Below are 13999 nucleotides of genomic sequence, written 5' to 3'. Positions count from 1 at the left end.
CATCCAAAGGAGCACCGAAAAATGCGTTCAAAACCGTCCAACCGCAGCGGTCTGCTGCTGGCCAGCCGCCTGTTGCTGGGCTGCCTGCCGCTGGCGCTGCCGGCCTTGTCCTACGCGCAACAGCAGGCCCAGTCATTCGATATCGCCGCCGGGCCGCTCAATGATGTGCTGAGTCGCTTCGCCCAGGCCGCCGGCACGCCGATTTCCTTCCAGTCGAGCCAGGTCAGTGGCCTGACCAGCCCCGGCGTTCACGGCACCTACAGCATTGCCGAAGGGTTTGCCCAGGTCCTGGATGGCACCGGTCTGACGGCCAGGCCCAGTGCCGACGGCTACCAGTTGGAAGACAGCAGCGCGTCGGGCGGCGCGCTCGCCCTGCAGGCGACGCAGATCACCAGTAACCAGTTGGGCACTATTACCGAGGGCAGTGGTTCCTATACCCCGGGCACCATCGCGACCGCCACCCGCCTGGTGCTCTCGCCCAGGGAAACGCCCCAGTCGATCACCGTCGTCACGCGCCAGCATATGGACGACTTCGGGCTCAACTCCATCGACGACGTGATGCGCCATTCCCCGGGCATCACCGTGTCGACCTATGACAGCGAGCGCACCAACTATTACGCCCGGGGGTTCTCCATCGAGAACTTCCAGTACGACGGCATCCCCAGCCTGCGCAACTCGGCCTATTCGTCCGGGCAAACCCTGACCGACATGGCGATCTACGACCGCGTGGAAATCCTCAAGGGCGCCACCGGCCTGCTGACCGGCGCCGGCGCCCCGGGGGCCACGCTTAACCTGATCCGCAAAAAACCGACCCGCGACTTCAAGGCCAGCATTGAGCTGGGGGCCGGCAGTTGGGACAACTACCGCTCCCAGATCGATGTCAGCGGCCCCCTGACCGACAGTGGCAACCTGCGCGGCCGCGCCGTGGTGGCGTACCAGGACAAGCACTCGTTCATGGATCGCTATGAGCGCAAGACCAGCGTCTATTTTGCCACCCTGGAAGCGGACCTGAGCGACGACACCCTGCTGACCGTTGGCGTCGACTGGCAGAACAACGACCCGCGCGGCTCGGGCTGGTCGGGCAGCCGCCCACTGTTCGACCGTAACGGTGATCGCATCGACGTCAAGCGCTCGTACAACAACGGCGCCAAGTGGAGCCGCTGGGAGCAGTACACCCGCAGCGTGTTTTCCAGCCTGGAACACAGCTTTGCCAATGGCTGGGTGGCCAAGGCCCAGTTGACCCACCAGATCAGCGGCTACGACGCGCCACTGGGCTCGATCCAGCTCGGCCCCTTCACGGTCACCGGCCTGTCGACGATCTACGCCAACAAATTCACCGGCAACACCCGCGCCGATTCCGCCGACGTCTACGTGAGCGGGCCCTTCAGCCTGCTGGGCCGCGAGCATGAAGTGGTGATCGGCGCCTCGGCCTCCAATTCCCACTGGAAAGGCAAGGACTATGGCGACCCGCTGTTTCCCAACGGCAACAACAAGGTGGTCGATTTCTGGGACTTCGACGGCAATATCCCCGAGCCTGACTGGCGCAACTTCACCCGTAATGACCAGACCACCCGGCAAACCGCCGGCTATATCGCCAGCCGTTTCAACCTGACGGACGACCTGAACCTGCTGCTCGGTACCCGTGTCGCCAACTACTACCTGACCGGCGACGATCACTCCACGGAAACCGGACGGCTCGTGCCCTATGCTGGCGTCACCTACGATCTGGACGACCATTTCACCGCCTACGCCAGCTACACCAGCATCTTTATGCCGCAGGCCTACAACCGCGATCGCAACAACAAACTGCTGGAGCCCAATGAGGGCGAAAACTACGAAGTGGGGCTCAAGGGCGAGTTCTTCGGCGGTCGCCTGAACACCAGCCTGGCTTATTTCGAAGTGCGCGAGAACAACCGCAACGAGCCGGATGCCGAGTACAACGCCAATCCGACCAATCCATCGGTGGGCTATGCCACGATCGGCACCGCCGCCCGCACCAAGGGCTGGGAAGCGGAAATGTCCGGCGAACTGGCTCCCGGCTGGCAAGCCCAGGCCGGTTACACCCACAAGGTCATCCGTGATCACAATGACGCCAAGATCTCGACCTGGGAACCCGAAGACCAACTCAGCGTCTACACCACCTACAAACTCAGGGGCGCCCTGGACGACCTGACTGTGGGCGGCGGCGCACGTTGGCAGAGCCGTGGCTGGCAGGTGTTGAACAACCGGTTCAAGAACCGTAAAGAGGAGTTCTCCCAAGAGGCCTACTGGCTGGTTGACCTGATGGCGCGCTACCAGGTCACCGAGCAGCTTTCGGCCACGCTCAACCTAAACAATGCCTTGGACAAGCGTTACTACACCAACATCGGCTTCTACAACACGTCCTATTACGGCGAGCCGCGCAATGTGATGCTCACCACACGCTGGGATTTCTAACCCACCGCACCACGCAATCCCGGACGGCCGCTGCCGCCTGCGACCACAACGGCTGTCTCCCGGAAGATGGCCGTTGTGCTATCAGCTCCCGCACATGGAAATATCTTGAAGCAATACCTGGATTGAAGTCGCCTCGCCAGCCTGATGGCATGCCCAGCCTGTTCAGCCTATGGCGCAAGGAGACAATTGATGAACATCATGGTGGTAGGGGCAAGTAAAGGACTGGGCCGTGCCCTGGTCGAAGGGCTTGGCGAGCCGGGCGATCAACTGATCGGGGTCTCGCGCAACCGTCCCGACCACCTGCAAAACCGCCAGGGCGCCCGAGTGCAGTGGGTGGAGGCCGATCTGGGCCAGCCAGCCCAGGCTGCCCGGCTGCTCGAACAGGCGGTGAGCGAAGACGGATTGGACACGCTGATCTACAACCTGGGGATCTGGGAGGAACGGGCCTTCGATCCGCAATATGCGTTTATGCAGGACCGCGACGATCAGGTCGAGGCCATCGTCAACTGCAATATCACCGCGCCCATTGTGTTGATCAAACGCCTGCTGCCAGTGCTGCTCAAGAGCGCCCGGCCCCGGATTATCCTCACCGGCTCCACCTCGGGCCTGCCCCAGAGCGGCCGCCCGGAGGTTTCCTTCGGCGCCTCGAAATTCGCCCTGCGCGGCATTGCCGACGCCCTGCGCGAAGGCTACCGGGAGCAGCGTCTGGGCGTGACCTGCCTGAACCTCGGGTATCTGAATACCGACGATCCGCTCAGCACACCCCGCGAGCAGGCCGAGCAACGGGGCGAAGGCCAGTTGATCCCCCTGCACGATGTGGTGCAGGTGGTGCGCATGGCCTTGAGTCTGTCGGCCGCGAGCTACGTCAGGGATATCACCCTGCCGGCGATGCTCGACGAGCGCTTCTGATCCCGGGCTACAGCGGCAGCAAGCGATTCTCGATCACGCGTTTCATCACCAGGGTCGAGATCAGCCGCTGGGCATTGGGCAACGTCGACAGGCGCTCGTCATACAGGCGCTGGAACGCTGGCAGGTCTTCAGTGATCACTTGCAGCAGGTAATCCGGCTCGCCGAACAGGCGCTGGGCGTCGACGATCTGGGGAATCTCGATCAATGCCGCCTCGAAAGCCTCGACGGCGCGCCGGTCGCCTTCGCGCAGGGTGACAAACACCATCGCACTGAAATTCAGCCCCAGGGCACAGGGGTCCAGTTGCGCCCGATATCCCAGCAACACCCCGGACTCTTCCAGGGCCCGCACCCGTCGATGACAAGGCGACAGGCTCAAGCCCACGCGCTCCGCCAACTCAGTGACCGAGAGTCGACCGTCTTTTTGCAGCTCGGAAAGAATCTTCCGGTCAATCCTGTCCATTTGGAAGATTCTCCCTCTCTATTGAGCCTTAAAGGCAATCATTGGAAGCAAATTCTAGCAACATTTCCCTATTCTTCCTTCCATCAATCCACTGCCACGCCCCTTTGACTTCAGCAGGGCGGGCTTCGATATGCAGGAAGACGCGATGCCAGCACACCGCCTACCCATAGCCCCCGAGATCACCGCACGGGCCCACGACGCTGCACGGACAGAAGGACGCGCGCCATGACCCTCAGCGTGCTGGCCGCCTTCTGGGCGGTGTCGTTTCTCTTTGTGATCACCCCGGGGGCCGACTGGGCCTATGCCATCTCGGCGGGGCTGCGCGGCAAGGTCGTGGTGCCAGCGGTCAGCGGGCTATTGCTGGGCCATCTGCTGGCGACCGTGATCGTGGCCGGCGGTATTGGCGCGTTGATGGCCAGTAACCCCATGGCGCTGTCGATGTTGACCGTGGCCGGTGCAGGCTATCTGCTCTGGCTGGGCATCAACCTGCTGCTGCACCCCGCCGTTCCCCATGCCGACGACACCCGCCCGGCACTGAGCGGCACGCGCTGGGCGCTCAAGGGCCTGTGCATCAGCGCCCTGAACCCGAAAGTGTTCCTGCTGTTCCTCGCACTGCTGCCGCAGTTCACCGACGCTACGGCGCCCTGGCCCGTCCCGCTACAGATCATTGCACTGGGGTTGGTGCACGCCGTCAGTTGCGCGCTGATCTACCTGCTGGTCGGGTTTGGCTCGCAGGCCGTGCTGGGCGCCCGTCCGGCCGCTGCCCGAGCGGTCAGCCGGCTGTCCGGCGCGATCATGATCCTGATAGCGACCCTGCTGCTGATCGGCCAGCTAGCGGCCTGAACCATTCCCGCCCGGGACGCCGGGCTCAAGCGCTAGTCGGGCAGTGGAATCATGCGCAGCGGCTTGACCGACTTGAATGAAAAGCTCGAGTAGATTTCCTTCACCGCCGGCAGGGTCTGCAGTACTTCGCGGGCGAACTCGCCGAAGGATTCCAGGTCCCTGGCGACCACCTCCAGCAGAAAATCGTAGCGCCCGGACACGTTATGGCAGGCGACAATTTCCGGGATCGCCAGCAGCCGCTGCTCAAAGGCCCTGGCGGTGTCCTGGGTGTGGGAATCCATCATCACGCTGACAAACGCGGTGACCCCATAACCCAACGCCTTGGGCGAGAGAATCGCCTGGTAGCCGGTGATCATCGCGCTTTCTTCCAACTGCTTGACCCGTCGCCAGCACGGCGACGTCGTCAGGGCGACGCTATCGGCCAGTTCGGCGACAGTCAGCCGGGCATTGACCTGCAGGGCGCTCAGCAGGGCTTTATCAGTACGGTCCAGGCCTGAAGGCATGTTTTGCCTCATATTGTTGTTTTTATGGATTTTTATGCCAAAACGACGAACTTTCAGGTGTCATTTTGGAAACTTTCTTACCCAAATCGAGCATAGCATTGTAGGAAATCAGGAAGCGTTCGCCATGAACAATAAAAACAACGATCTGGGCTTTTCCACCCGCGCCATCCACCACGGCTACCTGCCACAGGAGCATCAGGGCGCATTGATTCCACCGATCTACCTGACGTCGACCTTTACCTTTCCCACGGCTGAATATGGCGCCGCCTGCTTTGCCGGCGAAGCCGCCGGGCATTTCTACACGCGTATTTCCAACCCGACCCTGGCCCTGCTGGAATCGCGCATGGCCACCCTGGAAAACGGCGAAGCGGCCGTGGCCTTCAGTTCTGGCATGGGCGCCATTGCCGCAACGTTCTGGACCCTGCTGCGCCCTGGCGACGAGATCATCGTCAACCGCACCCTCTACGGCTGCACCTTTGCCCTGCTGCACCACGGTATCGGCGAGTTCGGGGTCAAGGTCCGCCATGTCGACATGAGCAACCCGGCCCAACTGCGCGAGGCCATCGGCCCGAGCACGCGCCTGGTCTATTTCGAAACCCCGGCCAACCCGAATATGCAACTGGTCGACATCGCGGCCATGGCGGCGATTACCCGTGAACACCCCGCGATCACTCTGGTGGTCGACAACACCTACTGCACGCCCTACCTGCAGCGACCGCTGGAACTGGGCGCCGATGTGGTGGTGCACTCGGCGACCAAATACCTGAGCGGTCACGGTGATATCACCGCCGGTATCGTGGTCACCCGCCAGGCGCTGGCCGAGCGCATCCGCCTGCAAGGGCTCAAGGACCTGACCGGCGCAGTGCTGTCGCCCCAGGATGCCTTTTTGCTGATGCGCGGCCTCAAGACCCTGGCCCTGCGCATGGAGCGCCATTGCAGCAATGCCCTGGCCGTCGCGCAGCTCCTCCAGGCGCATCCGGCAGTCGCATGGGTGGCCTACCCTGGCCTGCCCGCTTTCCCCCAATACGAACTGGCCACCCGGCAAATGAAGCTGGCGGGCGGCATGCTTGCCTTTGAACTCACGGGCGGGCTGGCCACCGGCCGGCGTTTTATGAATGCCCTGCAACTGTTCAGCCGCGCCGTCAGCCTGGGCGATGCCGAATCACTGGCTCAGCACCCGGCAAGCATGACCCATTCCAGCTACACCGCCGAAGAGCGCGCCCGCCACGCTATCGGCGAGGGGCTGGTGCGCCTGTCGGTGGGGCTGGAGGATTGTGCCGACCTGCTGACGGATATCACCCAGGCCCTGGCGGCCGCCACGCAAGACGAAGCGCCCGCCCGAGATATTGCCCTCAACCATCGCTGAATAGCGGCCCCCCATTCGCATCAATCACCACAGGAGTGGAACACCCATGAGTCGCACCCATCAAAAAGCCACCCAACTGCTCAGCGCCATGATCCTCGCCGGGCTGGCCAGCCATACCCTGGCAGCCGACAGCATCAAGATCGGCATCGCCGGCCCCAAGACCGGCCCGGTGGCGCAGTACGGCGATATGCAATTCAGTGGCGCGCGCATGGCCATCGAACAGATCAACGCCCGGGGCGGCGTCGACGGCAAGCAACTGGTGGCCGTGGAGTACGACGACGCCTGCGATCCCAAGCAGGCCGTGGCCGTGGCCAACAAAGTGGTGAATGACGGCGTCAAGTTTGTGGTCGGTCACCTGTGCTCCAGCTCGACCCAGCCAGCGTCGGATATCTACGAAGACGAACGCATCGTCATGATCACCCCGGCCGCCACCAGCCCCGAACTGACGGCACGGGGCTACACGATGATTTTTCGCACCATTGGCCTGGACAATGCCCAGGGCCCTGCCGCTGCGCGCTACATCGTCGGTCTCAAACCGCGCAATGTCGCGGTGCTGCACGACAAGCAGCAGTACGGCGAAGGCATCGCCACCTCCGTCAAGGAGATTCTGAGTAAAGAAGGTATCCCGGTGGCGATGTTCGAAGGCATCAATGCCGGCGAGCGCGACTATGCCTCGATCCTGTCCCGGCTCAAGCAAGCCAACGTCGACTTTGTCTACTTCGGTGGCTACCACCCGGAAATGGGCCTGCTGCTACGCCAGGCCAAGGAAAAAGGCCTGACCGCCCGTTTTATGGGTCCTGAAGGCGTGGGCAACGACTCCATCTCGCAGATCGCCAAGGATGCCTCCGAAGGCATGCTGGTAACCCTGCCCATGTCTTTCGATCAGGTTCCGGCCAACCAGGCACTGGTCGCGGCCTTCGCCGCGAAGCAGGAAAATCCCAGCGGCCCCTTCGTGCTGCCGACCTATTCGGCAGTGGAAGTGATTGCCGGTGGCATTGCCGCGGCCAAGAGCGAGGACCCGGAAAAAGTCGCCGAGGCGATCCATGCCGGCACCTTCAAGACCCCCACCGGCGATCTGAGTTTCGATGAAAAAGGCGATCTGAAGGACTTCAAATTCGTCGTCTACGAATGGCACTACGGCCAGCCGAAAACCCCTGCCCAAGACAGCGCCAGCCGCTAGGCCGGTGAGTCTGCGCTCCCCGGCCTACGGTTCGCCCGTGGACCGGGAAGCACTGCTGGCGCCGCGAGATAGCAGACCCGCACCGACACACCAGGCCCCGTACCCACCTGGCGACCGCTTAGGTGTCGCGCAACCGTTTAGAAACCGGCCTTGACCGACAGCGTGAAGTTGCGCGGTTCGCCGTAGAAATTGCCGAAGCCTTCCGTACCGATCGTGGCGTAGTAGCGCTTGTCGAACAGGTTGTTGCCATTGAGCGCCACGGACCAGGTATCGTCGATGCGATAGCCGATGCGCCCGTTCCAGATAGCATAGCCGGCCTGGCTGATGTGCTTGCCGCTGGTGGGCGAGGTGCGGAAGTTGGCGCTTTGCGCATTGACCCCGGCGCCAACACTGAAGCGCTCAAGCGCACCGTCCAGGGCGTAGTCGCCCCACACACGCAGCAAATGACGCGGCACGTAGCTGTTGAACGGCTGGCCGGTGGCGCTGCTGTCGGCATCTTCCAGGGTCTTGGTCTGGGTGTAGGTATAGCCGGCGAGCAGTTGCAGGCGCTTGATCACTTCACCGCTGACCTCGGCTTCGAAGCCCTGGGCGCGCACTTTGCCCGAGTTCTGCGAGCAGCTGTCGTCCGGGCACGCCGGGTCGGTCTGGGCCGCGTCCTTCTGCACCGTGCGAAACAGGTTGAACGAGCTGTTCAGCCGCCCTTCATACCATTCGCCCTTGATCCCCAGCTCATAACTCTCGCCAACCAACGGGCGCAGCGCGGCGCCGGTCAGGGTGCGGTAGTTGCCTTGGGGGGTGAAGATATCGGAGTAGCTGGCGTAGGCTGTCAGATGGTCATTGAGTTCGTAGAGCACCCCGGCAAAGGGCGTGACTTCCCCGGTCTCCGTGGCCTGGACATGGCTGGGAGTGCGGGTGGCGAACCAGTAGGCCGTGGAATCGGTATCGGACTTGTACCAACTGACGCGGCTGCCCAGCACCAGGGTCAGCGGGTCGGTAATATTCAAGCGCAAGGTCGAGTAACCACCGTACTGCTGCACCCGCGAATCCACCGGGCCACCCCGGCTGGCGTTATTGAGAAAGAAGCTCTCGTCGGGCTTGGGGATGAACTTGTTCGGATCCAGCACATTCTGGCGCTGCGGCAGTACCGCGACCGCAAAGAAATCATCTTTGTGCGAGCGGCTGGCATTGGCCCCCACGGTCAATTCGTGCTGGCGGCCAAAGGCCTCGAAATGCCCGTCGACATAAGCGTCGAAGCCATAATCGACCTGGTCATAGTCATAGATGCTGCCCAGCATGATCGTACTGGAACTGCTGCTGCCCACCGGCACCGCGCCGCTGGGGAAGGCGTACTCGATATCCTGGGTGTTGCGGCTGTAGACCCCCGCGACCTTCAGGGCCCAAGCGTCGTTGAGCTGGTGCTTGAGATCGGCGAAATAGGTGGCCCGCTTGCTGCGGGAATTGTTCCAGGCGGTGTTCAGGCAAGTCGAGCGGCTGAGCTTGAGATCACTGCCATCGCTGTAGCGCGGCAGACCGCCCCAGCAGGGCCGCGCGTCGACATCCTCGAAGGCCGCGCCCAGGCCCAGCGTGGTGTCAGGGTCCAGGTCAAAATCCAGGGCCGCGTAATAGACCTGGTCCTTGCGGTCGGCAATGTCATAGAAGTACTGGCGGGTCTGCTGGGTGACCACCGCACGACCGCGTACTGTGCCCGCGTCATTGAGCGGACCACCGGTGTCCACCTGGGCGCGATAGTTGTCCCAGCTACCGGCCGACAGCGACAGCTGCGTCTGGGGCGTGGCCTGGCCACGCTTGCGCACGAAATTGACCGAACCGGCCGTGCCACCCGCCCCCTTGAGCATCCCGGCGGCGCCGCGCAGCACTTCGACCCGGTCATAGAAGGCCATGTCGCTACTGAAGCTGTCGGCCTGCACATAGCTGCTGCCCATATCCAGCGGCACACCGTCGTACTGGTACTGGCCGGTCATGCGAAAGCCACGGGAATAGAAGTACTTGCCGCCCATGGGGGAGTCATACAGGGTGATGCCCGGGGTGCGCTCCATGACCTGGTCGATGGTATTGAGGTTCTGGTCGTCGAGCATCTTGCGGGTGATGACCGTCACCGACTGCGGAGTTTCGCGCAGCGAATGGCTGCCCTTGCCAATGGTCACCGCGCCCGTGGTGTAAGAGCCGGAGTTTTCGGTGGTGGCACCGAGGGCCTGGGCCTGGACACTGGTCACGCCCAGTTCCAGGGCCGAGGACGACGCGGCCTTGGGCAAGGCCCGCAACACATAGCTGCCATTGCCCTGGCGTTCGGCCTGCAGGCCGCTGCCGGCCAGGATGCGGGCAAAGCCTTCGAGCACCCCGTAGTGACCCTGCAAGCCAGCGGAGCGCAGGCCATCGGTCTGGCTGGCGTCGAAGGAAATCGCCGCGCCGGCAGCATGGGCAAAGCGCCCCAGCACCTCGGTCAGATTGCCGCCGGCAATCTCGAAGTGCTGCACCGCCGTCTGCTCGTTGGCCGCCATCGCGACCTGCGCCAGCCCCAGCGAGCCACTGACCAGCGCCGCGCCCCACAACCCGGCCCTGATCGCCACGGCCAATTTCGACTGATAAACCTCGGACATGCTTTCCCTTCCCCACTGACAAAAATGAACTCAATGGGTGCTAAGCCGAAGCAGCGCCGAAAAAAGTGCAAAGACGAATGATTATTTTTTGAAAGTCATTCATCAGGCCCGGGAAACCGTAACCCAGTACGGCGTGACGCGGCTGATGCGCAGGGCAAAACCAGTCTCCAGCGCGCCCAGCGCCAGGTCGATATTGTCGACGGGGAACACGCCCGAAATCTGCAGCCCGGCAATATCCGCGCTACAACGCAAGACGCCATGGCGATAGCGCGACAGCTCAGCGAGCAACTCGCCCAGGGGGCGGCGAATGGCAATGATGCTGCCCTGCTGCCAGGCGCCCAGGGTCTCATCGCTGGCCAGTACCGGCCCCAGCTCCCGAGCGCCGAAGTCCAGCGACTGGCCGGCATGCAACACCCTGGAAGCCCCGCTGCCCAGGCTGACCTGGGCTGCCTGCTGCAACACGGCGACCTGATCCTGCGCACCGGTCGACCGCACCCAGAGCTGGGCGCCCTGGGTCTGCACCCGACCAAAGCGGGTGTCGATCCGCAGGGGGCGCTGCAAGGAATCGAAGGCGGCGTTGAAAAGCATTTCCCCGGCGAGCAGCTCAAGGACCCGCTGCTGACCGTCGAAACGCACATTCACCGAGGTCGCGGTATTGAGCAGCAGCGAACTGCCGTCGGCCAAGGGCACTTCGCGACGTTCACCGACACCGGTACGGTAGTCGGCCAACAGGTGCTGCGCGGTCTCGCTGCGCCAACCCAGCGCGCCCAGGGAGCCGGCGCCGGCCAGCAGCGCCAAGCCACGCAGCACCTGGCGGCGCGATTGTCCGGCCCCGCGCAGCACCGGCCCGGCAAGGCGCCCGGGAATCGCGGCCATCTGCTCGCTCACCCCTTGCATGCGCGTCCAGGCCAGGCGATGCAGAGGGTCGGCCTGCAACCAGTGCTGCCAATCGCTGCGTTCCTGCTCGGTGGCACTGCCGGACAACAACCGGGCGTACCAACGGGCGGCGGCGCTGATCGCCTGGCGCTCCCCATCGCTGAGCTGCACGCCGGAGAAGCTCATGAGGACTGCAACCGCAACTGCATCAGGCAATAGTGCTCCATCGCTTTGGCCATGTAGTTGTTCACGCTGCGCACGGATATCTGCAAGCGCTCGGCAATCTGCTCGTAGGTCAGGCCGTCGCACTGGGACAGGATAAAGGTCTGCTTGACCTTACTGCCCAGGCCGTCGAGGAGCCGATCGATCTCCAGCAGCGCCTGCAGCAGAATCGCCTGGTCTTCCGGCGACGGGTGTTCCTCTTCCGGCACCCAGAGCATGGCTTCCAGATAGGCCTGTTCCAGGGAGCGACGACGAAACAGATCCGTCAGCAGTCCACGGGCCACCCGCGACAGATAGGGTCGCGGCTCGCGAATCTCCAGCGCGTTGCGTGCCCGGATAATCCGTACGAACGTGTCCTGCACCAGGTCCGCCGCATCGCAGGCATTGCCCAGGCGCTGGCGCAACCAGCCATGGAGCCAGCTGTGGTGATCGGCATAAAGATCGTTGACGGCGCAGCGCAGGGACGGATCGTCGGCGGGCATGACAATATAAATTCACATTTGATAATTAGTCGCATTGTCATGCAGAAAATAAGCACTTGGCAATAGCACGCAGACATCATCGATGCCGCTACAGGGACGCAGGAAATGCCTCTAGCCTCGGGGTGCCGGGGACCCGCCATTGGACAGCAGGTCAACCCGGCGCTATTTGAACAACCGCACTTCCCGGGACGGGCCATAGCCGAAGTAAGCGCTGTAGCATTTGCTGAAGTGGCTCGGCGAGACAAAACCGCAGGCCACCGAGACATCGACCATCGACAGCGCCGTATGCTGGAGCAGGCGACGGGCCTCGGTGATGCGCAGGTCCATGTAATAGCGCTGCGGCGTGGTGCCCAGTTGTTCCTTGAACAGACGTTCGATCTGCCGCCGCGAACGGCCAGCGTAGGCACACAACTGGTCCAGCGCCAGGGGCTCTTCCAGATTGGCGTCCATCAGGTTGACCATCTCGCGCAGTGGGCCGCTGACCGACAGGCTCAATGACGGCTTGATCCGTCGATAGCGCGACACTTCGAAGGCCAGGATATCTTCCACCGCATCGGTGAGGGCCTTGTCATGCAAGCTGCGGATCCATTCCAGGGCCATATAGAACGCGCCATTGGGACTGGATGCCGTCAACCGGTCACGGTCGACCACATAGCCCTCGCTGGTGACATGGGCCACCCGGGCGATTTCTGCCAGCGCCGGACGGTGTTCCGGGTGAATGGCGCAGCGATAGCCATCGAGCAGCCCGGCACGTCCGAGAAACCAGGCGCCATTCCACAATCCGGCCAGCGCCATGCCTTGCTCGGCCGCCTGGCGCAGCAGGCTGATCAATTCATCGCTGGCCTTGAGCTCCGTACGATAACCGCCACAGACCACCAGCAGGTCCAGCTCGCGCAAGGCCGTTGAATCGAGCTGGCCGTCGGGGCGGATCACCAGACCCAGATCGCTCACCACCTCCCCCGGCGTCAGGGCGAAGGTACAGGTCGAGAACAGCGCCGGGCGCAGCAGATTGGTGGTGATAATCGTGTCCAGCGCCTGGGTAAAGGCCGGCAGCGAGAAATGCTCCAGCAGCAGGAAGCCGGCGCGACTGCGCCTGGGCGCATCAGCGACGGGCTCGCCCAGATAACGCAGATTCTTGCCCTTCATCGCCCCACTGAACTGACGGCGCTCAACCATTGCTCACCTCGCGCTGCAAGCTATGGCGCATAGCGCAATGGCAGGCTGGTGGAGTACTTGATCTGCTCCATGGCAAAGCTGGAGCTGATATCGGAAAGCCCGGGCACGCGGATCAGTTGTTTGTAGACGCCGTCGTAGGCCGCTACATCCGGCACCACCACCCGCAGCAGGTAGTCGGTGTCGCCAGCCATGCGGTAGACCTCCATCACTTCCTCGATGGAGGACACGGCGCGGTGAAAACCTTCCAGCCAATCGGAGTTGTGCTGGGTGGTCTTGATCGAGACAAAGACAATCACCCCGACATTGAGCTTCTTGGCATCGAGCAGCGCGACCCGCGCGCGGATCACCCCCGACTCCTCCAGCTTCTGGATACGACGCCAACAGGCGGTGTTGCCCAGGCCGATCTGCTCGGCGATCTCGCCGACCGGACGTGTGCTGTCGGCCTGGAGAATGCCCAGTATTGCCCTGTCAAGCTTGTCCATGGAGTGTCCCGGCCCTGTTCCTGGAAAAAAGCGGGTCAGTGACGACCCGCGAGCATTTTCCAATAGCCGGGCGCCGGGCGCCACCGGACTTTGCACGGGGGAACGCCCAGAGCCCTGGCGCTCAATCCAGCTCGATCTGTAATGTCTCCAGCAAATCGGTGACCGCGCTGACCAGCGAGGCTTCGCTGCGCTGGTAGTACGTCCACTTGCCGACCTTGCTCGCCTTCACGAAACCGATATCGAGCAAGGCCTTCAAGCACAACGAGGTCGCGGGCTGGGACAGGCCGGCCCGCTCCTGGATCAGGCTGGCGCAAACACCATAGACAGCAAAATCGTAGAGCTGGGTCAGGCCCGCGAACGATTGGTCGGGATCCTTCAGCAACGCGAGTATCTCTCGGCGATTGGGGCTGGAGAGAACCTTCAGCGCTTCATTCAACTCGGTCATT

Annotated in this window: 13 protein-coding genes; 5 read left to right on the top strand and 8 right to left on the bottom strand. The window is 62.9% G+C overall.

Annotation, left to right across the window (positions count from 1 at the left end; translation table 11 throughout):
- Nucleotides 1-21: 21 nt before the first annotated feature.
- Together NPS46_RS17165 and NPS46_RS17160 are read left to right on the top strand one after the other, a co-directional pair.
- Nucleotides 22-2436 (top strand): TonB-dependent siderophore receptor, encoded by a 2415-nt coding sequence (locus tag NPS46_RS17165; RefSeq protein WP_274109160.1) that lies wholly within the window; start codon nucleotides 22-24, stop codon nucleotides 2434-2436.
- 189 nt (nucleotides 2437-2625) lie between these two features.
- Nucleotides 2626-3345: an SDR family NAD(P)-dependent oxidoreductase gene (locus NPS46_RS17160; protein ID WP_274109159.1), complete on the top strand. Its 720-nt coding sequence runs from the start codon at nucleotides 2626-2628 to the stop codon at nucleotides 3343-3345.
- A gap of 7 nt (nucleotides 3346-3352) precedes the next feature.
- Here the strand turns inward: NPS46_RS17160 and NPS46_RS17155 are convergent, their stop codons facing one another.
- Nucleotides 3353-3805, bottom strand: coding sequence for an Lrp/AsnC family transcriptional regulator (locus tag NPS46_RS17155; protein WP_274109158.1), 453 nt, complete (start codon nucleotides 3803-3805; stop codon nucleotides 3353-3355).
- Between the two features lie 225 nt (nucleotides 3806-4030).
- Between NPS46_RS17155 and NPS46_RS17150 the strand changes: the two genes are divergently transcribed.
- Nucleotides 4031-4648 (top strand): LysE family translocator, encoded by a 618-nt coding sequence (locus NPS46_RS17150; protein WP_274109157.1) that lies wholly within the window; start codon nucleotides 4031-4033, stop codon nucleotides 4646-4648.
- Nucleotides 4649-4680: 32 nt separating this feature from the next.
- On the opposite strand, the gene NPS46_RS17145 is transcribed toward NPS46_RS17150, so the two are convergent.
- A complete protein-coding gene (locus NPS46_RS17145) occupies nucleotides 4681-5151 on the bottom strand; it encodes an Lrp/AsnC family transcriptional regulator (RefSeq protein ID WP_274109155.1) in 471 nt (156 codons plus the stop codon).
- 124 nt (nucleotides 5152-5275) lie between these two features.
- Between NPS46_RS17145 and NPS46_RS17140 the strand changes: the two genes are divergently transcribed.
- Nucleotides 5276-6517 (top strand): methionine gamma-lyase, encoded by a 1242-nt coding sequence (locus tag NPS46_RS17140; protein ID WP_274109154.1) that lies wholly within the window; start codon nucleotides 5276-5278, stop codon nucleotides 6515-6517.
- Between the two features lie 46 nt (nucleotides 6518-6563).
- Nucleotides 6564-7697, top strand: a complete 1134-nt coding sequence (locus NPS46_RS17135) for a branched-chain amino acid ABC transporter substrate-binding protein (protein WP_274109152.1) — start codon at nucleotides 6564-6566, stop codon at nucleotides 7695-7697.
- Nucleotides 7698-7834: 137 nt separating this feature from the next.
- Here the strand turns inward: NPS46_RS17135 and NPS46_RS17130 are convergent, their stop codons facing one another.
- The 6 genes from NPS46_RS17130 to NPS46_RS17105 all read right to left on the bottom strand — a co-directional run bounded on the left by NPS46_RS17130 (nucleotide 7835) and on the right by NPS46_RS17105 (nucleotide 13998).
- On the bottom strand, nucleotides 7835-10315 hold the full coding sequence (locus NPS46_RS17130; protein ID WP_274109150.1) for a TonB-dependent siderophore receptor: 2481 nt from the start codon (nucleotides 10313-10315) through the stop codon (nucleotides 7835-7837).
- A gap of 102 nt (nucleotides 10316-10417) precedes the next feature.
- Nucleotides 10418-11377, bottom strand: coding sequence for a FecR domain-containing protein (locus tag NPS46_RS17125; RefSeq protein ID WP_274109561.1), 960 nt, complete (start codon nucleotides 11375-11377; stop codon nucleotides 10418-10420).
- The gene (locus tag NPS46_RS17120; RefSeq protein WP_274109149.1) at nucleotides 11374-11895 is read right to left on the bottom strand and encodes a sigma-70 family RNA polymerase sigma factor; all 522 of its coding nucleotides are present in this window, start codon (nucleotides 11893-11895) and stop codon (nucleotides 11374-11376) included. Before NPS46_RS17120 ends, NPS46_RS17125 begins: the two co-directional genes overlap by 4 nt.
- A gap of 162 nt (nucleotides 11896-12057) precedes the next feature.
- A complete protein-coding gene (locus NPS46_RS17115) occupies nucleotides 12058-13071 on the bottom strand; it encodes a GlxA family transcriptional regulator (protein WP_274109148.1) in 1014 nt (337 codons plus the stop codon).
- A gap of 20 nt (nucleotides 13072-13091) precedes the next feature.
- A complete protein-coding gene (locus NPS46_RS17110; protein ID WP_274109147.1) occupies nucleotides 13092-13553 on the bottom strand; it encodes an Lrp/AsnC family transcriptional regulator in 462 nt (153 codons plus the stop codon).
- A gap of 121 nt (nucleotides 13554-13674) precedes the next feature.
- Complete coding sequence (locus NPS46_RS17105; protein ID WP_274109145.1) at nucleotides 13675-13998, bottom strand: ArsR/SmtB family transcription factor; 324 nt, start codon at nucleotides 13996-13998, stop codon at nucleotides 13675-13677.
- Between the last annotated feature and the right edge of the window lies 1 nt (nucleotide 13999).

This window comes from Pseudomonas putida (assembly GCF_028682395.1).
Lineage (GTDB): Bacteria > Pseudomonadota > Gammaproteobacteria > Pseudomonadales > Pseudomonadaceae > Aquipseudomonas > Aquipseudomonas putida_AB.
This window is presented reverse-complemented; position numbering and strand designations above follow the sequence as displayed.

Coding starts and splice junctions, on each gene's coding strand:
- NPS46_RS17125 (WP_274109561.1), bottom strand. CDS start 11,377: ATGAGCTTCTCCGGCGTGCAGCTCAGCGATGGGGAGCGCCAGGCGATC.
- NPS46_RS17135 (WP_274109152.1), top strand. CDS start 6,564: ATGAGTCGCACCCATCAAAAAGCCACCCAACTGCTCAGCGCCATGATC.
- NPS46_RS17155 (WP_274109158.1), bottom strand. CDS start 3,805: ATGGACAGGATTGACCGGAAGATTCTTTCCGAGCTGCAAAAAGACGGT.
- NPS46_RS17150 (WP_274109157.1), top strand. CDS start 4,031: ATGACCCTCAGCGTGCTGGCCGCCTTCTGGGCGGTGTCGTTTCTCTTT.
- NPS46_RS17165 (WP_274109160.1), top strand. CDS start 22: ATGCGTTCAAAACCGTCCAACCGCAGCGGTCTGCTGCTGGCCAGCCGC.
- NPS46_RS17130 (WP_274109150.1), bottom strand. CDS start 10,315: ATGTCCGAGGTTTATCAGTCGAAATTGGCCGTGGCGATCAGGGCCGGG.
- NPS46_RS17160 (WP_274109159.1), top strand. CDS start 2,626: ATGAACATCATGGTGGTAGGGGCAAGTAAAGGACTGGGCCGTGCCCTG.
- NPS46_RS17145 (WP_274109155.1), bottom strand. CDS start 5,151: ATGCCTTCAGGCCTGGACCGTACTGATAAAGCCCTGCTGAGCGCCCTG.
- NPS46_RS17115 (WP_274109148.1), bottom strand. CDS start 13,071: ATGGTTGAGCGCCGTCAGTTCAGTGGGGCGATGAAGGGCAAGAATCTG.
- NPS46_RS17110 (WP_274109147.1), bottom strand. CDS start 13,553: ATGGACAAGCTTGACAGGGCAATACTGGGCATTCTCCAGGCCGACAGC.
- NPS46_RS17105 (WP_274109145.1), bottom strand. CDS start 13,998: ATGACCGAGTTGAATGAAGCGCTGAAGGTTCTCTCCAGCCCCAATCGC.
- NPS46_RS17140 (WP_274109154.1), top strand. CDS start 5,276: ATGAACAATAAAAACAACGATCTGGGCTTTTCCACCCGCGCCATCCAC.
- NPS46_RS17120 (WP_274109149.1), bottom strand. CDS start 11,895: ATGCCCGCCGACGATCCGTCCCTGCGCTGCGCCGTCAACGATCTTTAT.